The sequence below is a fragment of the Dysgonomonas sp. PH5-45 genome, assembly GCF_029893235.1.
In the GTDB taxonomy this organism is placed as follows: domain Bacteria; phylum Bacteroidota; class Bacteroidia; order Bacteroidales; family Dysgonomonadaceae; genus UBA1309.
The window spans coordinates 41,889-68,054 of record NZ_JARXWE010000010.1; the positions used below are offsets into that span (position 1 = coordinate 41,889).

Sequence of the window (26,166 nt, forward strand, 5' to 3'; positions counted from 1 at the left end):
CTACAAAAATATGCTAATTGGATGTAATATAGAAACAGATGCAAACTATGTTATGAACAATTAATATAAAACAGACGGTAAAACAAAAAATACGATAAGAATGTTCTTATATACAAATGCCCCGGACGGAACAACTATGAGATATAACGGAATAATAATATTTATGACGATGCTTTTTTCTATATTTGTTTCGTGTACCCGTTCACAAAACAATATAAAGCAAGAGAATATGCAGTATAACAAACTTACCCCCGAAGAAGAAGCCGTAATAGTACATAAGGCAACCGAAAAGCCTTTTACGGGCGAGTATTTGGATAATAAAGAAAAAGGCACGTATCATTGCAAAAGATGCGATGCACCGCTGTACGAGTCGGACGATAAGTTCGATTCGCGATGTGGTTGGCCTTCGTTCGACGATGAAATACCGGGCGCCGTGAAGCGCGTTCCCGATGCCGATGGCCGCCGTACGGAGATTGTTTGTGCAAACTGTGGTGCACATCTGGGACATGTGTTCACAGGCGAAGGATTCACACCCAAAGATACGCGGCATTGCGTGAATTCGATTTCGATGAAGTTTGTTCCCGAAACAGAAAAAAAATTGAAGAAAGCCTATTTTGCTTCCGGATGCTTTTGGGGAACCGAGTTTTATTTTACGAAGGCAAAGGGCGTGAAGCATACAGCGGTAGGATTTATGGGCGGGCATGTAGACCAACCCACTTACGAACAGGTTTCGGCAAAGAATACGGGTCATCTGGAAACAACCGAAGTAGAATACGACCCCCGGCAAATTTCGTACGAAGACTTAGTGAAACTGTTTTTTGAAACACACGATTTTACTCAAACAAACGGACAAGGCCCCGATATAGGCCCTCAATACTTATCGTGCGTTTTTTATCAGGATGACTCGGAAAAAGCCATTTGCCAGAAATATATAGCCATGCTTGAAGGCAAAGGCTATAAAGTGGCTACTATGTTGAAACCCGCTTCCGAATTTTGGAAGGCAGAAGGCTACCATCAACAATATTACGACAAAAAAGGCGGTCGCCCATACTGCCATAGCTACAAAAAAATATTCTGATTAACCGTTGTCTATAGCAAGGGTTGGTGGGGCTAATCTATATATCCCCTCACCATGAGGGCATTAATTATTATTCGATCTATCTGGTTGGAAATAAGCGAATCGAGCGTAAATTTGTCTATACTTCCGTTGAACATAGAAGGCAGGGTTTTACGCAAAGCCTCCTCATGGTTATTTTCCGAAAGGTGCATTATTCCAAAATTTCCTGCTTTCGAGAAATACAAAAAACTGGTCTGGTCGGTCTGTGGGAAACTTATTCCAAAAAAGAAATAGAATCCGTTTAGCGACTTCAACATTCCGGGGCCTATCTCGGCCAGCAAGCTATCGTAATTATAGCTTTGCAGTATTTCGGACAATGTCATAAACGTATCGTCGGCCTGATTGAATATCTCCAACAGGCTGTCGCCTACGGTAAAGGTTCCGTAATTGCACATTAAATCGGTCAGATTGTCTGGCACGTTGATATTATGCTCTTCGCTAAAATTTCTGATAAACCGTGTCAAAACTTTCCCATCCTGATGAAGAAGATAAGCTTCGTTTTCGGAAAAAGTATACGAATAATCTTTCACCGTGAAATATTGGAGCATATCGGCTTTCAAAAATCGTTCGTATCTGGTCAAAGCTTCTTGCCAAGTTTCGCCTTTTTGTGTTAGTAATGTTTTGTAGTTTTTCATATTTCAAATATAGTGATTTTATTGAATAAAAAAGGTTTTGCTTCGCTGTGGAAACAAAACCTTCCGAAAAGTATATAGTCTTGTTGTCTTTTTAAGAAAAGAAGTCTGTTTCAATTAATAACAATGTTTGATATTTATTCTGTCGAATCGTCTCATCTTTTTATAAACACTGTCAATAAGGTTTAAGTTCAATGGGATGGTGCAAAAAAAAGAGCAGGTTCTATTCAGAACCTGCTCTCTCTCTTGTAGCTAATACCTTGTATCGTCTTTTTCTTAGTGTTTGTGATGTTCGTGGTGATCGTGATGTTCAGTTCCTTCTGTTTCTTCTGTATCCAAGGAGGCTTCGTATCCTAATTTCTCCAAAGCTTTTTGTAGTTTGTCCACACTGGTTTTGCTGTTTTTGTATTCTATCCAAACAGTGTTGCTTGCCAAATCGACCTTCATGTCTGTAACGCCTTTTTCGTAAGGCATATTCCTTTCTATTTTTCTTTTACAGCTTTCGCAGTGCATAGGAACGTTGAAGAGAACTTCTTCTTTTTCTTTTTTCTTTTCCGCCTTTTTTTGCTCTTGAGCAAATCCGTTCAGGTTTATGCTTAGGCAAAATACAAGGGTAAGGAATGCAATGATTTTTGTTTTCATGGTTTCGTTATTTTTTTTGATGTTATTTAATTTGTTAATTATTTCCCGATGCTGAAAGTAGCCCCGATATAGAATTTTGTACCTTGTGTAGGCCCCCATACCATTGTGGCATCGAAGTTGCCGCTATAAGGATTGTTGGCCGATATGATAGGGTTCTTCTGTTTGAAGTTGAGTAGGTTTTCGCCACCAATATACACGCTCCAGTTACGGAAAAATTTGGTTACCTGAGCATTCATTATGGTATACGATTTGAAACTGGATTTCCACAACGGATTGCCCGTAGCAGCGTCTATGGCAGGGGTTGGCATGCGTCCGCCCCCGTTGAACTGTGCGGTGAGGTCGAATTGCCATTTGCGCATATTGGTTTCGTACGACGCCGTGGCAAGGGCTTTGTACCGGCTGGTAAGTGGTTTTCTGAGGCGAACCCCGTTATAGTCGGTATAAGTGTCGTTCCAGCGGTATGCGGCCAAAAGCGTGAATCCCTTAAACAACGGATAGCTGGCTTCTATCTGGTAGCAGCTTGCATACGATTTGCGTTTGCTGTTGTAGAACGAAACGGCGTGAGGGTCGGTATCCATGTCCATAACCATTTGGTTATCGAAATCGGTGTAGAACCATTCTGCGGCGAGCGACAAGTTCTCGTGGGCAATAGGGATATGGAAGTTGAAACTAACTCCGTAATTCCATGCTTTTTCTTGTTCTACGGTGTTAGGAGTATTTATTTTGCGGTTGTTGGCAAGGATGTAACTGTTTTCGGCAAGGATAAAAGGTGTGCGGTAACCCCTTCCGGCCGACAGACGCATGTGCGCTCCGTGGAAAAGGTCGTATTTTATGTGCAGACGTGGAGTGATGAAAAAGTCGTAGAGCGAACTGTAATCGCCACGCAGTCCGGCCAAAACTATCAGCTTGTTGTTTAAACTGAATGTGTATTGAGCGTAAGCACCTGTAACCGACTCCTTATCAGGCAGACCATAAGCCGAACCATGATTCAGACGTGGTATGCTGATAACTTCGTTATACTTATCCCAATTGAAGCTTACCCCTGTGCTGAGTTTGTGCATCGGGCTGAAGTCTTTTTCGTACATCAAAGAGCCGTACACATTATTCTGATAAACGTTATATTTATCGGTTGCGTAATTCGATTTCTGGTCGTGATACGATCCCGAAACAATCAAGGCAATGCTTTCGTTTTTGTCGTGATTGAGCGTCAATCCGTTTTTAGTGAAAAACTCCAAACGGTTTGTTATTACCGATATTTCGTAAGGGTCGGTATAGGGCGGGTTATCGAGCTTGCGCATCGTATGGGCTGTTTGTCCACTGGTGCGTTCGTCGTTTATGAACTTTACGCCTGTTTGCGAAATGAAGTTATCGTTCTGATAATGCCATCTGTTCATGACATTGAATTGGTGTTTTTTTGGCATATCAAGAAAAGAGTCGTCGTTGTTGTCGTGCGATTTCTTTTCGTTCGAGTAGTGCATCAGCAGTCCTGTCGACAGTTTGTCGTTCAGCTCTATTGCTCCATCGGCATTTGCTTCGTAGCGGCTGGCTTCGCTCATAAATACATTCAGGCTGAGGGGATCGGCTTCTTTCGGCTTTTTGTATTCAACATTAACCTGCCCCGACAATGATTCGTAACCGTTCTTTACCGATGCAGCCCCTTTCGATATCTGGATGCTTTCCATCCACGGGCCGGGAATGTAATCGAGCCCATAGAGTTTGGATGCTCCCCTGAAGTTAGGATAATTTTCGGTTAGCATCTGCACATAGTTGCCCGATATACCAAGCAATTGAATTTGCCGTGCCCCCGTAACGGCATCGTTGTACGACACATCGACCGAGGGGTTGGTATCGAAACTCTCGGCAAGGCTACAACAAGCCGCCCGGCTTAGCTCGCGGGTAGATAGCTTTTCTGTGTTTAGCGGGTCTATCCTCGATTTTATTCGCCCGGCTATTGTTTTGTTAATAACAACCTCTTCCAGTTGGGTGTTTTCTTTCAGCACTATTTGCAGATCTTCTTTGGTGTCGTGTGGTGCGTGAAGAACAACGGTTTCGTATCCCAGATACGACACTTGCAACATGTGGTCTTTTGGGGTTGCTGTTATTTCAAAATAACCTTTTTCGTTGGTTGTTACACCATTAGTGCCTCCTTCCCAGAAAACAAGGGCTCCTTCGAGCGGAGTTTTTTTCGAGTCAACTACGTATCCCTTATAGATTGGCGCAGCAAAAGAGAAAAAAGGTATAAGCAGTAAAATAAATAATAATTTATATTTCATCTTTTTTTATTCAATTTATGTAATTAATTTGAGTATCTGTTTTTATAAAGGTGAATACAAGAAACACCCTGCCCTTCGAGTCTTCATTTTTCAGAAAAAAAGAGATGAAAGACTCAATGGACTAAGACTATACTAATTACAAAAATCAAATAATAAGAATGCGAATCATAGACAAATAGACTCGCGGATGAACAATGATAGGTATTTTATCCCTTAAGATGGGTACATTGTCGGTAGGAGCTTCGTTCAAAACAGGAGTAACGTTCTCGAACAAATTGTTGGCTATCCAAACAAAAGGAGCTACAATTTGCGGCTTTGAAAAAAAGTGGTCTATGTCGAACGATATTCTTTCGGGCACACAGCATTCCCCTTCGTGGGGCGAAGAGCAGATGTCCTCGTGTTGATACGAGTCATGGTTGTGTCCGGCAGCTGTTGCATCAGAGTGCGAGTGCTGTGTTTGAGAGCAGCACGAAACATCGCTAAGACTCAATGTATGCTCAATGCAATTTTGGCAACACAGGTCAATAACGGTAACCCCTGTCCCCACAAAAAAGATGAGGAAAGCAAGAAGAAAAACCGCTATTTTATTTACAAAGTGCTTCATAAGTACACGAGTACAACTCACAAAAGTACAGCGAAGAACTTAAATGATGAAATTTTTTGGAAGAAAAATAGTCAAAAAAATATAAGATTGTAAACTAATCCTTAAAAGAAGGGCGCTATGACAGACATGTTTAAAAATCTGTGGGAAAACAGTTTTTAGCTACTTTAAATTGTCATATATTTGTGCTTGAAAAAACCATAGAAGTATGAAGAAATTTAATCTGCTTGCGGTTGTCTTGTTTTTTGTTTGTTTTTCTTCGTGCGAGAAAAAACAGGCCGACAAAAGCAATGATATTACGTTCGATACTATAAGGGTTGCCGAAACGGCGGTTGTTGGTTCAGATTCTTTGGCTTCGTGCCAGTTGAAGATAGAACTGGTTTACCCGACGGATATGAAGCAAAAAAACTTACTGGCGGATATACAGAAAGAAATTGTAGGTATGTATTTTGAAGATGATAAATACCTTAGCGTTCCGCCAAAAGAAGCTGTGCCCAAATACGTAAATGACTTTATTGCTGCCTATAAGGCGGATATCGAGTCTTATAAGGGGCAAGCAACCGAATGGGAGGAACGCGATCCTTATCTGCACATATCGCAAACTTTGTTGGGGCATATTCTGTACAACAAAAACTCTGTCCTTTGTTTTCAGGTGGAGCGTTATAATGCAAAAGGAGAGAATATTGCCGCTACGGAATATAAAAATTGTGTATTGAATCTGGAGACCGGCAAACGCATCAATGAGTCGGACATTTTTGTGCAAGACTCAGAGCAGGAGTTACACGACATTTTTGTAAGCAAAATCCTGTCCGAAAAGAAGGTCAAGGACATAAACGAGTTGCTTGATCTTGGATATTTTGGATTGGAGGAAATAATGCCTAACAACAACTTCTGGGTAGACAGCCAGGGGATAACCTATTTGTTTAACACAGGGGAATGTTCTTCGCCAAAATTGGGCGAGATGAAAATACATCTGTCGTATAGCGATATCAGGCATTTGGTGCAGGAAAACTCTCCGATAAACAAACTGATGGAATAGGATACTGCCCGATGGATATAATTCTTAAATATTTTCCGGATATTACAGAAGTGCAGAGAAAACAATTTGCGGCACTTTACGACCTATATTTCGACTTGAACGCGAAGATAAACGTCATTTCGCGTAAGGATATAGAAAACCTATACATTCACCATGTGTTGCACTCGTTGGGTATAGCCAAGGTGCATCGCTTCCGCGAGGGATCAAAAATTCTTGATTTGGGTACGGGTGGCGGTTTTCCGGGGATACCATTGGCCATAATGTTTCCCGATTCCGAATTTATGTTGATAGATAGCATCGGTAAAAAAATAAAGGTTGCCGCTGAGGTAGCAGAAGCCATAGGCCTGAAAAACGTGCAATTGAAACACTGCCGCGGACAGGAAGAAAAAGGACTGTTCGATTTCGTGGTAAGCCGGGCGGTTATGCCTCTTGGCGATTTGGAGAAGATAGTACGGAAAAATGTATCGAAAAAACAAAATAATTCTCTGCCCAACGGTATTCTCTGCCTGAAGGGTGGGGAGCTGGAGGCCGAAATACAGCCATTCAGAAAATACGCAGAAGTGAACAACTTGAAAGATTTTTTTGAAGAAGAATTTTTTGAAACAAAAAAAGTAATTTACCTGCCTATTTAAGGAAAAGAAGGTGAAAAGGAAATAAAAGTGTATGAAAATCAATATATTTGAATTTAACCCGATTGCAGAAAACACATATCTTCTTTACGACGATACTAAGGAGTGTGTTATAATTGATGCGGGATGCTGTAACGACTCTGAAAACAAAGTGTTGCAGAACTTTATAACTGATAATGGGCTTACGGTGAAGCATCTGATAAATACGCACTTGCATTTTGACCATGTATTGGGCGCAAGCTTTGTTTGTAGCCATTTTGGTGTGGTGCTCGAAGCAAATGCCGCCGATAAGTTTTTGCTCGAAGGCATGCCCGCCCAGATGAAGATGTTTGGCTTTCCGCCTGTTGCCGCTGCTCCTGTTATAGGAAAAGAGCTGAACGATGGCGATGTGGTTGAATTTGGCAAGCAGAAATTGCATGTGCTGCATGTTCCGGGTCATTCGCCGGGTCATGTCGTGTTTTATCATAAAGAATCAGACTCTTTATTTACAGGCGACGTGCTTTTCAGAGAAAGCATTGGCCGTACAGACTTGGCCGGAGGTAATCATCAGCAATTGGTGACAGGCATAAAAAAGAAACTATTAACCTTACCGCCCCAAACAACGGTTTATCCGGGTCATGGCCCGGCAACAACCATTGGCTTTGAAGCGGAAAATAATCCATATTTATAAAACCAATATTTATGACTGCAGAGAGATTTCAAGACCGACACATCGGTGTTAACCAAGAAGAGCAGCAAATAATGCTGAAAAAACTTGGGCTTTCTTCATTAGATCAACTTATCGATCAGACCATACCTCAAAACATCCGTTTGGAGAAAAAGTTAGATCTTCCCAAGCCTTTGAGCGAGTACGAATACGCTCAGGATATAGCCGATTTGGCTTCCCGAAATAAAGTTTTTGCATCCTATATAGGAATGGGTTGGTACGACACCGTTGCTCCGGCTGTTATAATACGTAATGTATTCGAAAACCCTGTTTGGTACACTTCATATACTCCTTATCAGGCCGAAATTTCGCAAGGCCGCTTAGAGGCTCTTATGAATTTCCAGACGGTTATCAGCGACCTTACGGGGCTGCCTTTGGCAAACTGTTCGTTGCTCGACGAGTCGACAGCAGCAGCCGAAGCCGCAGCAATGTTTTTCGCTTTGCGTAGCCGCGATCAGGTGAAAAACGGAGCAAACAAACTGTTTGTAGACGAAAAAGTTTTCCCGCAAACGATAGCCGTTCTTAACACCCGTACTGTGCCTCAGGGCATCGAGATGGTGATTGGCGACTATAAAACCGTAGAGCTTGACTCTTCTTTCTTTGGAGTTATTGTTCAGTATCCTAATTCGGATGGTAATATAGAAGACTATACTGCGTTTGCTAAGAAAGCGCAAGCCGCCAATTGCAAAATTGGTGTTGCGGCCGACCTTATGTCGCTTACGCTTCTTGTTCCTCCCGGACAATGGGGAGCCGACGTTGTTTTTGGTAGCAGCCAGCGTTTTGGTATACCTATGTACTTTGGCGGACCATCGGCAGGATACTTCGCAACGAAGGACGATTACAAACGCAACGTTCCGGGGCGTATCATCGGTGTATCGAAAGATGCTTACGGAAAGTCGGCCTATCGTATGGCTCTTCAAACCCGCGAGCAACACATCAAACGCGAAAAAGCCACATCAAACATTTGTACGGCACAGGCGTTACTTGCCACAATGTCGGGCTTCTATGCGGTATATCACGGACCTGATGGCTTGAAAAACATAGCTAAAAACATTCATAGCGCAGCCGTACAGGTTGCCGATACGCTCAAGGGCTTTGGTTTTGAGCAAATGAATGGTCAGTACTTCGATACGCTCAAATTCAGACTTCCTGCCGGAATTACGCAAGAGGCTTTGCGTAAGGTAGCGGAAGATAAAGAAGTGAATCTGCGTTATTTCGAAACAGGCGAAGTAGGTATCAGCGTTGATGAAACAACAAATCAGCCTCGTTTGAATAACCTCTTGTCGGTTTTTGCTTTGGCTGCAAAACAATCGTTTGCCGAAGTAGAGCTGGAAGACAAAAACATAATTGATTCAAAATTCTTGCGCACAGACGTTTACTTGACTCACGAGGTATTCCACAAATACCACACTGAGACAGAGATGATGCGCTACATTAAACTTCTTGACAGAAGGGATATTTCGTTGGCACAATCCATGATTTCGTTGGGTTCGTGTACAATGAAACTGAACGCAGCATCCGAAATGATGCCTCTTTCTTTTGCCGGTCTGCAAAATATTCACCCATATGCGCCTAAGAATCAAACAGAGGGTTATCTGGAGTTGATAGACCGTTTGGGCAGATACCTGAGCGTGATTACAGGATTTGCGGCTGTAAGCTTCCAACCTAACTCTGGTGCGGCAGGCGAATATGCTGGTTTGAGAGTGATTCGTGAATACCAAAACAGCATAGGGCAAGGTCACCGCAATATCGTGATTATCCCTGCATCGGCTCACGGAACAAACCCTGCATCGGCAATTCAGGCTGGTTACCAAACCGTAACCGTTGCTTGCGACGACCAAGGAAACGTAAGCGTAGAAGACCTTATTGCAAAAGCCGAACAACACAAGGACGATTTGGCGGCATTCATGATAACATATCCATCTACTCACGGAATATTTGAGCAGGAAATCAGAAAGATGTGCGAAGTTATCCATGAGCATGGCGGACAGGTATATATGGACGGTGCTAATATGAACGCTCAGGTTGGTATAACCAATCCGGGAACGATAGGCGCCGATGTTTGTCACCTGAATCTGCACAAAACATTTGCTATACCTCACGGTGGTGGTGGTCCGGGCGAAGGTCCTATCGGAGTGGCTGCTCACCTTGTTCCTTTCTTGCCTCATCACCCCATGATGGACGGAAGCTGCGTTAACACAGTGGCATCGTCGCCATACGGAAGTGCGGGTATCCTGCCCATTACTTACGGGTATGTACGTATGTTGGGCGAAGAAGGCTTGGCTATGTCAACGAAAGTAGCTATCCTTAATGCCAACTATCTGGCCGAATGTATGAAAGATTCATACGGAATAGTGTACCGTGGCACACAAGGCAGGGTAGGACACGAACTTATCCTCGAATGCCGCAACGTTAAAGATATGTCTGGTATAACCGAAACCGACATAGCAAAACGTTTGATGGACTACGGCTACCATGCGCCTACATTGTCTTTCCCTGTTCATGGAACATTGATGATAGAACCAACCGAAAGCGAAAGCTTGGCCGAATTAGATCGCTTTGTTGATGTAATGAACCAGATATGGGAGGAAATAAAAGAGGTGGAAAAGGGCACTTATACTAAAGAGGATAATGTGCTTGTAAATGCTCCTCACCCTCAATATGAGGTTTGCGGCGATGAGTGGAAGCACGCGTACCCACGCTCTAAGGCTGCCTTTGCTTTGCCTTATCTGAATGATAATAAGTTCTGGGTAAACGTGGCACGCATCGACAATGCCTTGGGCGACCGTAACCTGATAAGCTGTCTTTGCGATATGGGATAATAACCAAGATCGATAGATAATAAAAAAAGAAATCCCCGGCTTCATTATTTGAGGTCGGGGATTTTATATTAAGCGCGGTGTTTTATTACCTGAACAAGGCAAGCCGCGAGTCGTATAGTGTTTTGATGCTATGCCCTGCTTCGTTGCCGTGGTTGTCTGTGCCGAAAGGCGTATAAAGAATGGTTATGTATTCTTCATGGCAATCCACTACTATCAGTGTATGGTTAGTTGGATTGGTGTAGAATCTTGTTTTCTTATCGGTAGTCAGCGATGTGTATTTTTTATCTAAAAAGGTTATCAGCTTTTTTGCGGTTTGCGGATCGCCCTCCAGATACGTTACCGATGCTGCCAACGAATCGTTGCGGAAGGCATAGGCCACGCTTTTTTCGCTATCGGTTGCCGATTCGTAAATGAGCATCACGGAGTCTTGACGGGCTAAGTTCCGATACTCGGCAGCACTGACATCCGCCACTGTTGCCCCGAACCGTAAGAATGGTTCGCGGAAAGCGATTCTGTTGTCATCATCTTTTGTACAGGAAGCCAAAGCGCCTGCCAAAAGCGTGAAGAATGTAAGTATATACAAAACTTGTTTCATTACGTGTAATCTTTTTGATGAATACCTTTGTTTATCGCTAATAGTAGTAGGATGTGAGTCTCGATTTTCCCCGGAAAAATATCTTTGTGTACATTTATATATACGTTTGGAGCGATACAAATATTATACCAATAATCATTATTTTTCTTAAAAATACATTGTTTTTTTATTCTCCCTGTAAAAACAGGGAATCCCTTGTTGTCTGATTAAATATAAGAGGGAGGCTGTTTTGTAATTTTTAAGGAAGATAATCGTATCTTTGTGTTGGAACCTGAAAAATCCTGATTCAATAAAATGAACGAACCTAAAATATTGATGCTGAAGAAATCGTTGAGCTTTCTGATAGCTATTCTTCTCTTTATTTTTATCTACGACCTGAACAGGCTTTACCCCCTGTTTGATGATGATTGGGAATACTCGTTTGTTTTCCTGACCTCGGATAGGATTGATAGCATGACGGAGATATTCCGGTCGCAATACGCCCATTATATGGAATGGGGCGGGAGGGCAGTTCTGCACGTTATAGTACAACTTTTGCTCTGGTGTGGCGAGGGTGTGTGCGATGTGGTAAGTAGTTTGGTGTTCGTTGCCTTCGTTTTTGTTATTTACAGGCTTACCAACAAAGGAAACAGGGCTAACCCCCTCCTTCTTCCGGTAGTGGCTTTGTTGTTATGGTTATTGCTGCCCGACTTTGGCGAATCTGTGCTTTGGTTTACGGGTGCGGTCAATTATTTGTGGGGCACTCTTATTATCCTTGCCTTTCTGTATCCCTATATATCTTATTTCAGAAGCAAAACGGATGGTGGAAATTTTACATTCAACTTGCCGGATAAGAAGTTAAGTATCGTTCTATTCTTTATTTTCGGGATAGTAGCGGGATGGACAAACGAAAACATGGCCGTTGCAATGCTGGCTATGCTCACGGTTTGTCTTTTTGTTATACGCGGAAGGCATAGGCGTATAGCCGTTTGGTTTTTGGCGGGATACATAGGAGCTTGCATAGGCGCCGCCCTGATGATTATTGCTCCCGGAAACCGTCTGCGCTATATGACGGAGCTTCGCCACCAAGGGCTGCCCGAAAGATATACCATAGACCTTTATCTGAAAAGGTTTACAGAACTCATGGGCGATTTCGCATCGTATATGCTCGTTCCGCTGGCTATTTATATAGCCTTTAGCCTGTTGTTTTGGTTCACGACAGGTAAGGAGAACAAAAAACAGATATTATCTGTATCTTTGTTGTTTGCTTTCGGGGCTTTTGTGGCGTGTTTGGCTACGGTTGCTTCGCCGGTGTTTGCTCCGCGCGCATGGTTTGGCATAATCAGTTTGTTTATTGCCGCCATCATGTTTCTGTATGCAAACCTCGATTTCGGAAAAGCTTATATAAAAACGATAAACGGGCTTTCAATAATAGGCCTCTTATTGTATTTTGCATTCACTTACCCCCAAGGGCGAGCCGAATTGGTAAGGATAAAAGATATTTACAACAAACGTGAGGCGGAACTGAACAAGCAAAAATCGGAAGGGCACAAAAACATAGTGCTTCATGGCGGGGTGTTCAAAAAACGTGAAGACTTGGTTATACCCAAGATGTATGACTTTACGACCGACCCCAACGATTGGATGTACAAAACATATAGCCGCTACCACGAAGTGGAGACGGTTGTTATTGTAGACTAAACATCTACGGTTAATGTCAAGAAAAAGAAAAAACCTATATATACTGTAAAATACTTGATTGATGAAACATAATATCAGAGAGATACTGAACGAAAGAATCCTTATCCTTGATGGAGCTATGGGGTCTTTGATACAAGAATATAAACTCTCGGAAGAAGATTTCCGTGGCGAACGTTTCAAAGATGTTGTAATACTGCAAAAGGGCAATAACGACCTTCTTTGCCTTACCCGCCCCGATGTGATAGAGGCCATTCACGTTAAATATCTGGATGCGGGAGCCGATATTATAGAAACAAACAGTTTCAATGCTAATGCTATCTCGTTAGAAGATTACGATATGGTACCCTTGGCAAAAGAAATCAACATTGCCGCAGCTCGGATAGCACGCCAAGCAGCCGACAGATATACAGCCCAGAACCCCGGTAAACCCCGCTTTGTGGCAGGGTCGATAGGGCCTACCAACAAAACCACGTCTATGAGCCCACGGGTGGAAGACCCGATGTACCGTGCCGTGAACTATGACGATATGCGCCATGCCTACAAAGAGCAGATAGAGGGACTCATTGAAGGTGGGGTAGACTTGTTGCTGGTGGAAACCATCTTCGACACCCTTAACGCTAAAGCGGCTTTGTTTGCCGCCGAAGAAGTGATGGCCGAGCGAGGCATTGATATACCGGTAATGATTTCGGTAACCCTTTCCGATAAGGCGGGGCGTACGCTTTCGGGGCAAACCATAGGCGCGTTCCTTGCCTCGGTGAGCCACATAAACTACCTGTCGGTGGGGCTTAACTGTTCGTTTGGTGCTTCCGATATGAAACCTTTTCTGAAGGAAATAGGGCGTTTGTCTCCTTCGTTTATTTCGGCTTACCCCAATGCAGGTTTGCCCAATCAGTTTGGAGAGTACGACGAGACGCCCGAAATTATGGCTCGCCAGATAAAAGAATACATAGACGAAGGTCTTGTTAACATATTGGGAGGCTGCTGTGGAACAACCCCTGCGCATATTGCCCGCTATGTAAGCTTAGTTGAAGGAGCCGTACCACACAAACCTGCCGAAAAGCCCTGTTATATGTGGCTTTCGGGCTTGGAGCTGCTCGAAGCGAAGCCCGAAATAAATTTCATCAACGTGGGCGAACGCTGTAATGTGGCAGGTTCACGGAAATTCCTCCGCCTGATAAAAGAAGAAAAATACGAAGAGGCTCTGAGCATTGCCCAGAAACAAGTCGAAGACGGCGCTCAGATTCTGGACGTGAATATGGACGAGGGGCTGTTGGATGGAGTGAGGGAAATGACCAATTTTCTGAACCTTATGTCGTCCGACCCCGATGTGTCGCGTGTGCCTGTAATGATAGACTCTTCTAAATGGGAGGTTATAGAAGCCGGATTGAAGTGCGTGCAGGGCAAAGCTGTGGTTAATTCCATTTCTCTGAAAAACGGGGAGGCCGAGTTTTTGCATCATGCCCGTTTGATTCGCCGGTATGGAGCTGCTGTTATTGTTATGGCTTTCGACGAAGTAGGGCAGGCCGATACATATCAGCGGCGTATAGAGATATGCGGCCGGGCATACAAACTGCTTGTTGACGATGGTTTTAATCCGATGGATATTGTTTTCGACCCCAATGTGTTAGCCATTGCAACAGGAATTGAAGAACACCGTAACTATGCTGTGGATTTTCTGCGAACCATAGAGTGGGTTAAAGCAAACTTGCCCCATGCCAAGATAAGCGGAGGGGTGAGCAACCTTTCGTTTTCGTTCCGAGGAAACGACTATATCCGTGAGGTGATGCATTCGGTATTCCTTTACCATGCCATTCAGCGAGGGATGGATATGGGTATCGTGAATCCGGGACAGTCTATAATTTATGACGATATTCCTGTCGATTTGCGTAATTTGGTCGAAGATGTGGTACTGAATCGCAGGGAAGAGGCTACCGACCAACTGATAGAGTATGCCGAACGTATTAAAAACGAAAAAAGTAATCAGGGCGAAGGCAAGGTCGAAGAATGGCGGTCGTTCCCCCTCGATCAGCGCATAGAATATGCCTTGGTGAAAGGTATAAGCGACTATCTGGAAGAAGATATGCAAGAGGCTTTGGCAGCCTATCCCAGAGCTGTGGATATAATAGATAAACCCCTTATGGCGGGGATGAATAAGGTGGGCGACTTGTTTGGTTCGGGCAAGATGTTTTTGCCGCAGGTAGTTAAGACCGCGCGTACCATGAAACGTGCCGTGTCTATACTACAACCTACCATCGAAGCTCAGAAGGATTCGTCTTCGGGCTCTAACAGCGCAGGCAAGTTGGTGATAGCAACCGTCAAGGGTGATGTACACGACATAGGAAAGAATATAGTTTCCATTATTCTGGCTTGTAATAACTATGAGGTGATTGACCTCGGAGTTATGGTTCCGCCCGAAGTTATTATTCAAAGGGTGAAAGAGGAAAAACCCGACATCCTTTGCTTGAGCGGACTGATAACCCCTTCGCTCGAGGAAATGAGCATCGTTGCCCACGAAATGGAAAAAGTCGGCTTCACGATACCCCTTATGATAGGTGGGGCAACAACCTCGAAACTGCATACAGCCATAAAAATAGCCCCCAAATACAATAACGGTTCGGTTGTTTACGTGAAAGATGCTTCGCAGGCTCCGGCGGCGGTGGCAAAGCTTATAAGCTCCACTCAAAGAGGCGAGTATGTGAAGCAAATAAAAGAAGAGTATCAAGTCCTGCGCGATTCGATGGCCGACAAAAAAGTAGAACTACTACCTTTGCAGGAAGCCATAAACAACAGTCTGAAAATAGATTGGAGCGCTTACCAACCACCCAAACCACAGGTTGCGGGCAGACAGGTAATACCTCATATCCCTCTCGAAGAGATTATACCCTTTATCGATTGGAAGTTCTTTTTCCATTCGTGGAACCTGTCGGCACGTTATGCTTCGGTACAGGGATTGCACGATTGCCCCGGTTGCAAAGCCGAATGGGTGAACTCGTTTCCGGAAACGGAACGCGAAAAAGCAGCCGAAGGTATGCGGCTTTACGAAGACGCCAAGGCTATGCTGCATCGGCTTGCTTATGAAAAAGCGGATTACGTGAAGGCCGTTTTTGGTATCTACAAGGCGTATGCCGAAGATGAATCGGTTTATGTAGACGGAATCCGTTTCCCGATGCTCCGTCAGCAGAAAAAAAACGAAACAGATACATGCCTTTCCCTTTGCGACTTTGTAGCTCCCCGCGATAGCGGAAAAACCGATTATGTGGGTGCTTTTACTGTTACGGCAGGGGTAGGTGCTAACGAACTGTTTGCGCAGTACGAACGCCAAGGCGATGAATACAATGTGTTGCTGCTGAAGTCGGTTTTAGACCGTTTGGCTGAGGCTGCAACCGAGTATATACATGCCCAAATACGCAAAAAATACTGGGGTTTTGCTCCTGACGAAGATTTGACCGTAAGCGAAATGTTTGCTCTTAAGTATCAGGGCATCCGTCCGGCTGTGGGATATCCGTCTATGCCCGACCAATCGGTTAACTTTTTGTTGAATAACGATTTGTTGCATTCGGCAGATATAGGCGTTGAACTGACCGAAAACGGAGTAATGCTGCCTAATGCTTCGGTTAGCGGATTGATATTTGCGCATCTTCAGGCAAAATACTTTACCGTGGGGAAAATATCGGAACAGCAAGCCGAAAGTTATATAGAGCGTAGGGGTATAGATGATGCAGCGATGCGTAAATTTTTGGCAACAAATCTGATTTGAAATTATAGATAATCTGGAAAGGGCATGAAAAATAGACTGGCGTTATTTTTTAGTATTTTCTTCTATTTCGTTCTGATATTTTGTATCGGTAAAACTGTGTTTATGCTTGTGAATAGTCCGGCGGGCTACGAATTTTCGTTTGCCGATTGGGGCAATGTTTTGCTGCACGGGCTTTCGCTCGATTTTTCGATGAGCGGATACCTGATGGTGTTTCCGGCATTGATGCTGATTGCGTCTATCTGGTTTAAGCCCGAAATTGTGGGGAAGATACTGAATGTCTATTTTCTGATTGTGTTGAGCCTTGTAGCCATAATCGGTGTTGTTGATATTATACTGTATCCTTATTGGGGATTTCATTTCGACTCGTCGGTGTTTCTTTATCTGAAAAATCCGAAAGGAGCTTTGGCAAGTGCTTCTGTTTGGGAAATGGTGATAGGCGTTGTAGCAATGGTTGGGATTGTTGCTATCCTCTACATAGGATATGTATTTGCGATAGGCAGGCAGGTAAAAGCTTTGTCAGTGCCTAAGCGTATAGGCGCAACCTGTGTGGTATTGTTGCTGCTTACGGCAGCCTTGTTCCTGCCGATAAGAGGTGGGGTAACGGTTTCGACGATGAATGTAGGCAAAGCCTATTTCAGCGATAATATGTTTCTGAACCATGCGGCTATTAATCCGCAGTTTAATTTGATGTATTCGTTTTCTAAGTCGGAAGATTTTGGTAACCAATATCAGTTTTTCGATAAGCAAGAAGCCGGTAGGATATTTGCGGAGTTGAACAATCAACCTCCGTGCGACAGTATTCCTCAATTGCTGACTACTAACCGCCCGAATATAATCCTCTTCATGCTGGAAAGCTTTTCGGCAGATGTAGCCCTTAATCCTCAAATAGCACCTAATCTGTGCCGCATGGCTGGCCAAGGAGTGCTGTTTAGTAATTTTTACGCAAACAGTTTCCGTACAGACAGGGGGCTTGTATCCATACTGAGCGGATATCCGGGACACCCTACGGTGGCTATAATGAAGTATCCCCAGAAAACACAAAAGTTACCAACCATCACTAAAACGCTGAAAGATAATGGTTATGAACTTTCGTTCCACTACGGAGGGGATGCCGATTTTGCAAATATGCGTTCGTATTTTGTTGGGGCATGCGGCATCAGCAATATCACTGAAGATGAAGAATTCCCTTTGGCACAGCGTCTTACTAAATGGGGTGTGCCTGACGAGCATCTGTTAGACCGTCTTTACTCGGATTTAACGACCACGCAACAAGATAAACCCTTTATGGCAACAGTGCTAACATTGAGCAGTCACGAGCCGTTTGATGTATCCACAAAGAAGTTCGGAGAGCCGTTCCTCAATTCGATAGCTTATACCGACAGTTGTATAGGTGTTTTCATGGATAAGCTGAAGGCCACGGATTTGTGGAGTAATACCCTTGTCGTTTTTGTGGCCGACCATGCCATGCAATCTTACCCGAAAGGTGCTGAGAGTAACTCTCCGCATCGCTTTCATATTCCGCTTGTCTGGGCAGGTGGGGCGGTTAAACAGCCTCTTGTAGTGAGCGACTACGGCTCGCAAAACGATTTGGCTGCAACCTTGCTGTCGCAACTCAAAATAGGACACAAGGAGTTTATTTTCAGTAAAGATATGATGAATCCGTTGGCAGATAAGTTTGCTTTTTATTCGTATGTAAACGGCTTTTCGATGACCGACCGCGCAGGGACAATCGTTTACGATAACGACAAAGGCGGTATCCTGAAAATTACAGGCAATAAAGACATGATGGATAAGAAAGCCAAAGCATTTTTCCAAACCATGTATTCCGATTTAGGTAGCCGGTAAGAAACCTACGTCATTTTTTTTCATAAAAGCAAAGCGAGTATCAGCTGTGCAAATATTATCCGCAGGAACATAGACACGGGGTAGACTGTGGCGTAGCCAACGGCTGGTTCGTCGGTGTCGACCAGCGAGTTCGCATAATCGAGAGCCATAGGGTTGGCCATGCTTCCGCAGAGCATCCCTGCCGTTTTTGAGTAGTTGAACCGGAATATCTTTATCGAGGCAAATCCAACAATCAGTACCGGTACTATGGTTATTGTGAAGCCAAGAGCAACCCACAGCAAGCCGTCTCCTTGAAATATTGTTTCGAAGAAATGCTCGCCGGCATCCAACCCCAAACAAGCAAGATAGATAACGATACCCAACTGACGGAGCATCAAATTGGCACTCTGCGTAGTATAAGTGGTCAAGCCTATGCGCGGGCCAAAGGCTCCCATCAGTATCCCAACGATGATAGGACCTCCGGCAATGCCCAGTTTAATAGGAACGCTCATTCCTGGAAAAGGGATAGGGATTGAACCTAATATCAGCCCAAGGGCTATACCTGTGAAAATGGCTATAAGGTTAGGATTGCGCAGCCGTTTCACCTCGTTGCCCAATAGTTTGGCTACGTTCTCTATGGCGTTATATTCGCCTACGATGGTCAGTTTGTCGCCCATTTGTAAAGACAGTTCGGGCGAAGCCAGAAGCTCTATCCCGGCACGGTTTACACGGGTGATGTTTATTCCGTATATATTCCGCAGTTTCAGACTGCCCAATTTAACTCCATTGAATTTTTTACGGGTGATGATAATGAGGCGCGAAACCAAATGGCTGTTGTCTATATGGTTCCAATCAACGTCTTCTTTGTTCCAGTCTACGTTTTCCTGCTCGCCAAGCAGGGCGGTGATGTCGTTGACGTCGGCTTTTATGGAAATAACCAACAGGTGGTCGTTCACAAATAACTGGCTGTCGGATGTGGGTATGGTAACTTTTCCATCGCGCCAGATGCGGGATATTACAAACTTCTTGGGCGAGTGTTGCATTATCTCCATGATGGTTTTGCCCGATATTTTGGGGTTGCGCACTTGGAATTCGCCTACATAAGTGCCTTTGTCCTTTTTTTCGTGGTCGTCATTGGTATTGCTTTTGGGCATGGCATAGTTGCGAATCAAGGCTATTGCAAGGATAACCCCTACAACGCCCAATGGATAAGCGATGGCGCAGGCCAAAGCCATACTCGACATACCGGCTTGGCTGTCGGGAACCATTTGTGCCAACGTTTGTTGTGCCGCACCAAGTGCAGGGGTGTTGGTTACCGCTCCGCAAAGTATCCCTACCATATCGGGCAGGGGCACATGGATTGTGTAGTGCAAAACAAGGGTGGTGAGAATACCCAGAATGATAACCGAAAAGGCGGCAATGTTGAGTTTCAGGCCTCCTTTTTTCAGAGAAGGGAAAAAGCCGGGCCCTACCTGAAGCCCCAGTGAGTAGATGAATAGAATGAGCCCGAAGTTCTGCGCAAAATAAAGCATATCGCGGTTCACATCCATTCCGAAGTGTCCCAGTACGATTCCCATGAAAAAGACAAAGGTTATACCCAACGAAATGTTGAATATCTTGATTTTTCCTAACTGCAACCCGATTGCCGAAACAGCGGATATGAGTATTACCGTCTGAATGGTTGACGGTGTGAAGATTATATTTTCTAACCAGTCCATCTTTACGCTGACAATTCTGATGCAGATTTTTGCATCAAATTAAAAACACTACATCATCTTGTTTTGTATCTTATCAGCTAAATCAATAGCTTTTTTTATGCAAACATCCATATTGTAATATTGCCATTCGCCAAATCGTCCCAATGTGTAAAGCCCAATACTATCTATGTAATTTTTGATGTCTGTTGTAGCTTTTTTATAATTGTCGTCAAAAACAACATACGCTAAATCTGAGTTATTATAATCAATAGGAGTGAGTAAAGAACTGTCTTTTTTGCCTGCGTTTACCATTTCATCAAAAGTATGCTTTCCAATAACCTCGGATGTTGCATAATTTTGATTAGGTATATTGAAAGAACCAATATGGATGTATCGGTGGAACAAATAATCATTGTTGGGGATATAAGTCCATGTTTTGTTTGTTGGTTTTGTTTTCCATAGCACATTCGATATCCCGTTCCCTTTAAGAAGCTGTGCACTATTCTTAATGTAGTCTGGAGCCTGTGTTAAGGCTTGTGTAAAATCATTAAGAGGTGTTGTGTTTATTATAAGATCGTATTCTTGATCGTTGTTTATAGCCCATTTTTTCGAGTCCGAATCATAGTCAATAGACTGTACGTCGAAATTATATAATATATTCAGATTATGAGCCAAGGCATCTATAAAAGTGTTTTGGTTATTTGATTTTGGATAGTAAAATTCAAAATGAGGCATATTGTCGTCCATGTTTGCCATTAAGCCATCGAAAAACATTTTTTTATTAGGTATCGGAAGTTTATCTTCTACCCATAAATGGCTCATCTTATTAGGCTCGTTATTCCATATTTTTGTGTTGTATGGAATGAAATACTCTTCGGCAAAGGCATTCCCGAATTTTTTTCTGAACCACTCCTCCAGATTTGGGTAATGACCATCGTCAACCGCATTAATGAAATCGAAAGTTAGTTTTTGAGCTAATTCGGGATCATGTTGATATATTTGTCTGATTGAGAATTCAATCGGATAATCTATCTCGTAATCATAGAATCTGATTCGGGAGTTCCTTTTTATTTTATTCCATTCTTCGAGCGGAAGTATTTTGTTAAAAATAAAGTCACGTACATCATCGTATTTGGTGTTAAAGCAGTGTCCGCCAACAGTGTGATAGGCAAACCCATCTACGCTTTTAGTTCGGGCAATCCCCCCATGTATTTCTTTTTTCTCTAATACATCAATTTCAAATTCATTATTTAGCAATTGGGCTATACTCAAGCCGCTAACTCCTGCTCCTAATACAGCTATTCTCATTTTACATTCAGATTATATTCATCAATAGCTTCCCGCAAATATTTAATTCTTGTAGAAGTGTAGTGTTTTTTTAAATAATTATCGTATTTAATTAAATCAACATCTGTGTTCATATATTTATCCATTAACTCAACGAACCTTTCGTACGAATCTGTATGAGACGCTATACTTGCCAATTCGAAGAAGCGGGTTTCGTCTGTGTCAGGATATCTTGCTATAATATGGCATTGACTGGCAATCAACTCAAAGATGCGAGGTGTTACCGGGTTCATACCTTTACTTCTACCATCTCCATCTATACCCGGTGTTGAATATAAAGCAACCTTACATTGTTTCAGTAATGCAAGGTATTCTTCTCTGGTATTAAAAGTTCCGATACGTCCTGTTTTGGTAGAAAAATAATAAAAATTGCCATTTTCTAACTTAGAGTAAACAAAATTTATATCGTTTTCGTCCGAATATCTTTTTACATATTCTTCTAAAACCGGATTTATTCTGCCAGCAGATATTAAATCGTATTTTTTTGTATATTTTATTTCTGTATCAATTGTGTATTTGTCCGATAAGCTTAGTGGTGCATAATATATATGGAGTGGACAGTTTTTACTTTTCAGATAATTGTAAGATTCGATACTTGATATTAATAGAAATGGACAAGACCCATATCTTTTATAAATACAGGGGAGTTCAGACTCGTCCATAAATCCATCAACAATCCAAGGTATTATTTTTTTTCGTAGCCAAGGGGGGAAATCTATTTCACTTTGAATTACAATTTGATGGTATATATATAATTTTTTAGGGTTATATATTTTTTCTAATCTAAGAGAATTGAAGATTTTGCATAAAGTAGGATATCCAAATAATTTTCGTTGATACCATTTTCTTTTTACAGACATTATGGGGATGTTCATGTTTTCCGATAATACATCTTCCCACTCAAATATGACCTGCCATGATTGCCAACTCTCAACCTCGCGCTGTGTGAGTATTCCCTTATACTCATATGTATTTTTCATTAATCGCGTACCCGTTTTAGCATGTAAAATCTATTCAATTTATCTTTTATGAAGATACCTATTTTGATATCTAATTCGACAAAGGTATTACTATTATTCCAATATGGGGACAGAAAAACGGGAAATATTTTTGTGGATATCTAATCGAATAAGCTAAAAACCGATAAATAAAACGAATATTGCTTTAAGAAGCTGGTACCGATTCTATGAAATGCTTTTAAATTCAGGTATTTTTTATCGGCTGCGAACGTAAAAAGTTGTAGGATAGCTAAAAAACATTGCTTAAATTTTGTTTAAAAAAATAAATTAATATCTTTGTGGAAATTAGCGTTAACAAATTACGTTATCCAGAATCAATAAGCAAGGAACATTCCGAGTTTATTGGAGAAAATAAATTGCAGATATTTATCTAATTATCTTAATATTAACTTTAGATGTTTTGTGAAAGGAAGGCATCGTAAAAACTGAAACTATTATGAAAAAATTTCTAAAACCTCTTGTTGTGGCATTTGCTCTTTTAGTGAGCGTAGGTGCTTCTGCACAATTGCCATTGTCTTTTGGTATTAATGCCGGTATGAACCTTTCTAACGTAGGTGGTGATATTGATGACACAGATGCTAAAGTAGGTTTTCAAGTGGGCGTTACTGCCGATTTGGCTTTACCAATGAACTTTTTTCTACAATCTGGCCTTAGCTTCACAACTAAAGGATATAAAGGGAATGGTTTTGTTCTGAAAGATGGTGTAGCATCCGATGCAGATATTACTTCAAATGCGATGTATTTGCAATTGCCAATTCGGGCAGGATATAAATTAGTATCTTTGCCAGGGCTTAACCTGAATGTTAATGCGGGTCCTTACTTTGCTCATGGCATTGGAGGCAAAACTAAATATGAATCAAGAATAGGAGATGTAAAAAACGATACTTTTAGCAAATATGAATTAAAAAGATTTGATGTTGGTTTAGGATTTGGTGTTGGTGCAGAGATTACTAAATTTACAGTAAACCTTGGTTATGAATTTGGTTTGATAAATATATCGAAAGTTGATGTTTACGACATCAAAAACCGTAATGCATTCCTAACTGTAGGTTACAAATTCTAAAAAATATATATAGTGCGCATTCTTTTGTTTTTGATACGCATAATATAACAACATATTCCAAAGAGGATATCTTGATTGAAATGGGTATCCTCTTTGATGATTCCGAATAAAAAAATTAAGAATATTGTGTGTCTACCCTAAACCACAAAATTCTTACGCCCTAAATATAATTTCCGAGACGCCGCCTGTACCGAAAAGGCTTGCATATGGGTTTTAGATAAAAAAAATATTTTTTTCTGAAACAAAAAGCTATATATATTGAAAATGTTAAACAAAAACGCTCCTTATTTGTTAAATACATGTAAGTGTTTCTGAAAACATTAACTAATAAAAGATGTTTTATTTATTTTTATTACAGAAACATTTAAAACGCTTGATGATATCATGAAGAAGTCGACAATCTGGTTGCTCGCATCTGTTATGGCAATAGCCTTTTTTGGGTTGCTATATATGCAGATAACATACTTTAAAACGACTATAAGAATGCGAGGAGACCAGTTTGACGAAGCCGTTAAACGGAGCCTGTATCAAGCATCAAAAAGTTTGGAGAAAGATCAGACAAAGAAGTTTTTGGAAGATGGAATAGCAGCGGCTAAAAAAGATTATAAGAAAAAACAAACAGCCTACATACCGGGCGATAAAATTGTAACTCAAACTCACGGAGCGACGGTTACATCTATTCCCGGAGGTGTATATGTAGAAGAGTATGTTACTCATACCGAAAAAATAAACCCGCCAAAAGCGGTGTCTTTGTTCCCGAATCGGGGCTCAAAGTCAATAACAAGCGCCTCGTTCGAGATGCAGGAAGTTATAAAGCAACGGTATGAATATCAGCGGAAAATACTTGATGATGTGATTTACGACATCATCAATAAATCGGTTAAACTACCCCTCGACCAGCGTGTTGATTATGAAGGTTTGCACAAAAGGGTTGAGAACGAGTTGAGATACAACGGCATAGAGTTGCCGTTCAGGATGGCAATAGTTACGTATGATGATAAAACGGTTTTTCAGGAAGACAGTTTTGTGGTTACCTCACGGCAAAAGGTATATCCGCAAATATTGTATCAGAACGACCCTGTTGAGAAATCTAATTTTATGAGAATATATTTCCCCGATAGGGAACATTACCTCTATAATGAGATCTTCTTTTTAGGACCGTCTATCATTTTTATACTGGTTTTGCTGACGACATTTATCATCGCAATTTATTTGATATTCCGCCAGAAGCGTCTGTCGGAGATGAAGAGCGACTTTATGAACAACATGACACACGAACTCAAAACACCTGTTTCCACAATTTCATTAGCGGCACAGATGCTGAAAGACCCGTCAATAACGAAATCGCCTGATGTATTTAAACATATATCGGGAGTGATTAACGACGAAACCAAACGGCTGAGTTTCCAGGTAGAGAAGGTTTTGCAGATGTCATTGTTTGAAAAACAAAAAGCCACTCTTAAGTTTAAGGAAATGGATGTCAACGACATTATTTTCAGTGTAGCCAACACTTATCAGCTGAAAGTTGAAAAGGCAGGAGGTAGACTTGATGTAGACCTCGAAGCCGAAAAAACAGCAGTCAGTGTTGACGAAATGCACTTCACAAACGTATTGTTCAACCTGCTGGAAAACGCAGTTAAATACAGGCGCGAAGATGTAGAATTGGATTTGATGATTCGTACATGGAACAATCCCGCAGGCTCGAAGCTTTATATTTCGATCGAAGATAATGGTATAGGCCTCAAAAAAGAAGAGCAGAAAAAGATTTTTGAACGCTTCTACCGCGTATCGACCGGAAACCGGCACGATGTGAAAGGGTTTGGACTTGGGCTTGCTTATGTCAAAAAAATTGTTGATGATCATAAAGGGACCATCAAAGCCGAAAGCGAGATGGGAAAAGGAACGAAATTTATTATATGTTTACCTATTATAAAGTAGAAAATGGTTATGGATGAGAAAATTAAATTATTCCTATGCGAAGATGACGAGAATCTTGGTGTATTGCTAAGAGAATATCTTCAGGCAAAAGGATTCGAAACAGACCTATTCCCGGATGGTGAAATAGGCTACAGAGGCTTTACAAGAGACAAATATGATCTTTGTATCATTGATGTTATGATGCCCAAAAAAGACGGTGTTACACTGGTTAAAGAAATCAGACAGATTAATACCAGTGTACCTATTATATTCCTTACGGCAAAGAATATGAAAGACGATATTCTTGAAGGATTTAAAGCCGGAGCTGACGATTATATCACTAAACCTTTCAGCATGGAAGAGCTTGTGTTGCGTATAGAAGCTATCTTCCGCCGTGTGAAAGGTAAGAAAGTTAAAGACCAGCAAGTTTATAGTTTCGGGCAAATGCAGTTCGATACACAAAAACAGATACTGACAATCAATGGCGAACAAACAAAATTGACAACCAAAGAGTCGGAACTTCTTAGTTTATTGTGTGCTCATGCAAATGACATTTTGGAACGCAATCATGCTTTGAAACAAATATGGGTCGATGACAACTATTTCAACGCTCGCAGTATGGACGTGTATATCACCAAATTGCGTAAGCTATTGAAGCCTGCCCAAGATATTGAAATCATCAATATACACGGAAAAGGTTACAAGCTTATCGCTCCGGTAGACGAAAATGCTGAATCGAACGAAGAGTAAGATTACGTAGAAAACAGAACATAATTTTTGAGTAAAAGTCCGTCATTTTTTAGTGG

The 26,166-nt window shown here is 42.0% G+C and carries 19 protein-coding genes; 11 read left to right on the forward strand and 8 right to left on the reverse strand.

The features are described 5' to 3' along the window. Positions 1-229: 229 nt before the first annotated feature. Positions 230-1,078 (forward strand): bifunctional methionine sulfoxide reductase B/A protein, encoded by an 849-nt coding sequence (locus tag M2132_RS05430; RefSeq protein ID WP_407932414.1) that lies wholly within the window; start codon positions 230-232, stop codon positions 1,076-1,078. Positions 1,079-1,110: 32 nt separating this feature from the next. Here M2132_RS05430 and M2132_RS05435 read toward each other — a convergent pair whose 3' ends face one another. From M2132_RS05435 to M2132_RS05450, 4 genes are all read right to left on the reverse strand, one after another. Next, positions 1,111-1,752: a hypothetical protein gene (locus tag M2132_RS05435; RefSeq protein ID WP_280672087.1), complete on the reverse strand. Its 642-nt coding sequence runs from the start codon at positions 1,750-1,752 to the stop codon at positions 1,111-1,113. A 273-nt stretch (positions 1,753-2,025) separates the two neighbouring features. Beyond that, entirely contained in the window at positions 2,026-2,391 is a 366-nt protein-coding gene (locus tag M2132_RS05440) for a heavy-metal-associated domain-containing protein (RefSeq protein WP_280672089.1), read from the reverse strand. Positions 2,392-2,429: 38 nt separating this feature from the next. Next, on the reverse strand, positions 2,430-4,664 hold the full coding sequence (locus tag M2132_RS05445; protein WP_280672091.1) for a TonB-dependent receptor: 2,235 nt from the start codon (positions 4,662-4,664) through the stop codon (positions 2,430-2,432). 145 nt (positions 4,665-4,809) lie between these two features. Next, positions 4,810-5,268 (reverse strand): hypothetical protein, encoded by a 459-nt coding sequence (locus M2132_RS05450; protein ID WP_280672093.1) that lies wholly within the window; start codon positions 5,266-5,268, stop codon positions 4,810-4,812. Positions 5,269-5,473: 205 nt separating this feature from the next. On the opposite strand from M2132_RS05450, the gene M2132_RS05455 reads away from it, so the two are divergent. Genes M2132_RS05455 through gcvP form a run of 4 tightly spaced genes read left to right on the forward strand, consistent with a single transcriptional unit; the run spans position 5,474 to position 10,461 of the window. Continuing rightward, the gene (locus M2132_RS05455) at positions 5,474-6,304 is read left to right on the forward strand and encodes a DUF3298 domain-containing protein (protein ID WP_280672095.1); all 831 of its coding nucleotides are present in this window, start codon (positions 5,474-5,476) and stop codon (positions 6,302-6,304) included. Positions 6,305-6,315: 11 nt separating this feature from the next. After that, entirely contained in the window at positions 6,316-6,936 is a 621-nt protein-coding gene (rsmG, locus tag M2132_RS05460) for a 16S rRNA (guanine(527)-N(7))-methyltransferase RsmG (protein WP_280672097.1), read from the forward strand. Between the two features lie 31 nt (positions 6,937-6,967). Further along, positions 6,968-7,603, forward strand: coding sequence for an MBL fold metallo-hydrolase (locus tag M2132_RS05465; protein ID WP_280672099.1), 636 nt, complete (start codon positions 6,968-6,970; stop codon positions 7,601-7,603). Between the two features lie 11 nt (positions 7,604-7,614). Further along, complete coding sequence (gene gcvP / locus M2132_RS05470) at positions 7,615-10,461, forward strand: aminomethyl-transferring glycine dehydrogenase (RefSeq protein WP_280672101.1); 2,847 nt, start codon at positions 7,615-7,617, stop codon at positions 10,459-10,461. An 85-nt stretch (positions 10,462-10,546) separates the two neighbouring features. Here the strand turns inward: gcvP and M2132_RS05475 are convergent, their stop codons facing one another. Further along, positions 10,547-11,056, reverse strand: a complete 510-nt coding sequence (locus tag M2132_RS05475; protein WP_280672103.1) for a hypothetical protein — start codon at positions 11,054-11,056, stop codon at positions 10,547-10,549. Positions 11,057-11,350: 294 nt separating this feature from the next. Here M2132_RS05475 and M2132_RS05480 point away from each other — a divergent pair, with 294 nt between their 5' ends. Genes M2132_RS05480 through M2132_RS05490 form a run of 3 tightly spaced genes read left to right on the forward strand, consistent with a single transcriptional unit; the run spans position 11,351 to position 18,338 of the window. After that, a complete protein-coding gene (locus M2132_RS05480; protein ID WP_280672105.1) occupies positions 11,351-12,736 on the forward strand; it encodes a DUF6056 family protein in 1,386 nt (461 codons plus the stop codon). A 58-nt stretch (positions 12,737-12,794) separates the two neighbouring features. Beyond that, positions 12,795-16,493, forward strand: a complete 3,699-nt coding sequence (gene metH, locus M2132_RS05485) for a methionine synthase (RefSeq protein WP_407932413.1) — start codon at positions 12,795-12,797, stop codon at positions 16,491-16,493. 24 nt (positions 16,494-16,517) lie between these two features. Beyond that, positions 16,518-18,338, forward strand: coding sequence for an LTA synthase family protein (locus M2132_RS05490; protein ID WP_280698223.1), 1,821 nt, complete (start codon positions 16,518-16,520; stop codon positions 18,336-18,338). A gap of 20 nt (positions 18,339-18,358) precedes the next feature. On the opposite strand, the gene M2132_RS05495 is transcribed toward M2132_RS05490, so the two are convergent. Genes M2132_RS05495 through M2132_RS05505 form a run of 3 tightly spaced genes read right to left on the reverse strand, consistent with a single transcriptional unit; the run spans position 18,359 to position 22,341 of the window. Further along, positions 18,359-20,035 (reverse strand): putative transporter, encoded by a 1,677-nt coding sequence (locus M2132_RS05495; RefSeq protein ID WP_280672111.1) that lies wholly within the window; start codon positions 20,033-20,035, stop codon positions 18,359-18,361. A 48-nt stretch (positions 20,036-20,083) separates the two neighbouring features. Further along, positions 20,084-21,322 (reverse strand): NAD(P)/FAD-dependent oxidoreductase, encoded by a 1,239-nt coding sequence (locus tag M2132_RS05500; RefSeq protein WP_280672113.1) that lies wholly within the window; start codon positions 21,320-21,322, stop codon positions 20,084-20,086. Continuing rightward, entirely contained in the window at positions 21,319-22,341 is a 1,023-nt protein-coding gene (locus M2132_RS05505) for a glycosyltransferase family 1 protein (RefSeq protein WP_280672115.1), read from the reverse strand. The genes M2132_RS05500 and M2132_RS05505 overlap by 4 nt, the downstream gene beginning before the upstream one ends. A 475-nt stretch (positions 22,342-22,816) precedes the next feature. On the opposite strand from M2132_RS05505, the gene M2132_RS05510 reads away from it, so the two are divergent. From M2132_RS05510 to M2132_RS05520, 3 genes are all read left to right on the forward strand, one after another. Then, on the forward strand, positions 22,817-23,443 hold the full coding sequence (locus M2132_RS05510; protein ID WP_280672117.1) for a porin family protein: 627 nt from the start codon (positions 22,817-22,819) through the stop codon (positions 23,441-23,443). Between the two features lie 384 nt (positions 23,444-23,827). After that, positions 23,828-25,381, forward strand: coding sequence for a sensor histidine kinase KdpD (locus tag M2132_RS05515; RefSeq protein WP_280672119.1), 1,554 nt, complete (start codon positions 23,828-23,830; stop codon positions 25,379-25,381). 9 nt (positions 25,382-25,390) lie between these two features. After that, positions 25,391-26,110: a response regulator transcription factor gene (locus tag M2132_RS05520; protein ID WP_280672121.1), complete on the forward strand. Its 720-nt coding sequence runs from the start codon at positions 25,391-25,393 to the stop codon at positions 26,108-26,110. The last annotated feature ends 56 nt before the right edge of the window (positions 26,111-26,166 follow it).

What these genes read in the sequence shown, in the direction of transcription:
- gcvP (WP_280672101.1), top strand. Translation starts at nt 7,615, where the DNA reads ATGACTGCAGAGAGATTTCAAGACCGACACATCGGTGTTAACCAAGAA.
- M2132_RS05455 (WP_280672095.1), top strand. Translation starts at nt 5,474, where the DNA reads ATGAAGAAATTTAATCTGCTTGCGGTTGTCTTGTTTTTTGTTTGTTTT.
- M2132_RS05500 (WP_280672113.1), bottom strand. Translation starts at nt 21,322, where the DNA reads ATGAGAATAGCTGTATTAGGAGCAGGAGTTAGCGGCTTGAGTATAGCC.
- M2132_RS05445 (WP_280672091.1), bottom strand. Translation starts at nt 4,664, where the DNA reads ATGAAATATAAATTATTATTTATTTTACTGCTTATACCTTTTTTCTCT.
- M2132_RS05495 (WP_280672111.1), bottom strand. Translation starts at nt 20,035, where the DNA reads ATGGACTGGTTAGAAAATATAATCTTCACACCGTCAACCATTCAGACG.
- M2132_RS05490 (WP_280698223.1), top strand. Translation starts at nt 16,518, where the DNA reads ATGAAAAATAGACTGGCGTTATTTTTTAGTATTTTCTTCTATTTCGTT.
- M2132_RS05465 (WP_280672099.1), top strand. Translation starts at nt 6,968, where the DNA reads ATGAAAATCAATATATTTGAATTTAACCCGATTGCAGAAAACACATAT.
- M2132_RS05430 (WP_407932414.1), top strand. Translation starts at nt 230, where the DNA reads ATGCAGTATAACAAACTTACCCCCGAAGAAGAAGCCGTAATAGTACAT.
- rsmG (WP_280672097.1), top strand. Translation starts at nt 6,316, where the DNA reads ATGGATATAATTCTTAAATATTTTCCGGATATTACAGAAGTGCAGAGA.
- M2132_RS05515 (WP_280672119.1), top strand. Translation starts at nt 23,828, where the DNA reads ATGAAGAAGTCGACAATCTGGTTGCTCGCATCTGTTATGGCAATAGCC.
- M2132_RS05505 (WP_280672115.1), bottom strand. Translation starts at nt 22,341, where the DNA reads ATGAAAAATACATATGAGTATAAGGGAATACTCACACAGCGCGAGGTT.
- M2132_RS05475 (WP_280672103.1), bottom strand. Translation starts at nt 11,056, where the DNA reads ATGAAACAAGTTTTGTATATACTTACATTCTTCACGCTTTTGGCAGGC.
- M2132_RS05510 (WP_280672117.1), top strand. Translation starts at nt 22,817, where the DNA reads ATGAAAAAATTTCTAAAACCTCTTGTTGTGGCATTTGCTCTTTTAGTG.
- M2132_RS05480 (WP_280672105.1), top strand. Translation starts at nt 11,351, where the DNA reads ATGAACGAACCTAAAATATTGATGCTGAAGAAATCGTTGAGCTTTCTG.
- M2132_RS05450 (WP_280672093.1), bottom strand. Translation starts at nt 5,268, where the DNA reads ATGAAGCACTTTGTAAATAAAATAGCGGTTTTTCTTCTTGCTTTCCTC.
- M2132_RS05440 (WP_280672089.1), bottom strand. Translation starts at nt 2,391, where the DNA reads ATGAAAACAAAAATCATTGCATTCCTTACCCTTGTATTTTGCCTAAGC.
- M2132_RS05435 (WP_280672087.1), bottom strand. Translation starts at nt 1,752, where the DNA reads ATGAAAAACTACAAAACATTACTAACACAAAAAGGCGAAACTTGGCAA.
- M2132_RS05520 (WP_280672121.1), top strand. Translation starts at nt 25,391, where the DNA reads ATGGATGAGAAAATTAAATTATTCCTATGCGAAGATGACGAGAATCTT.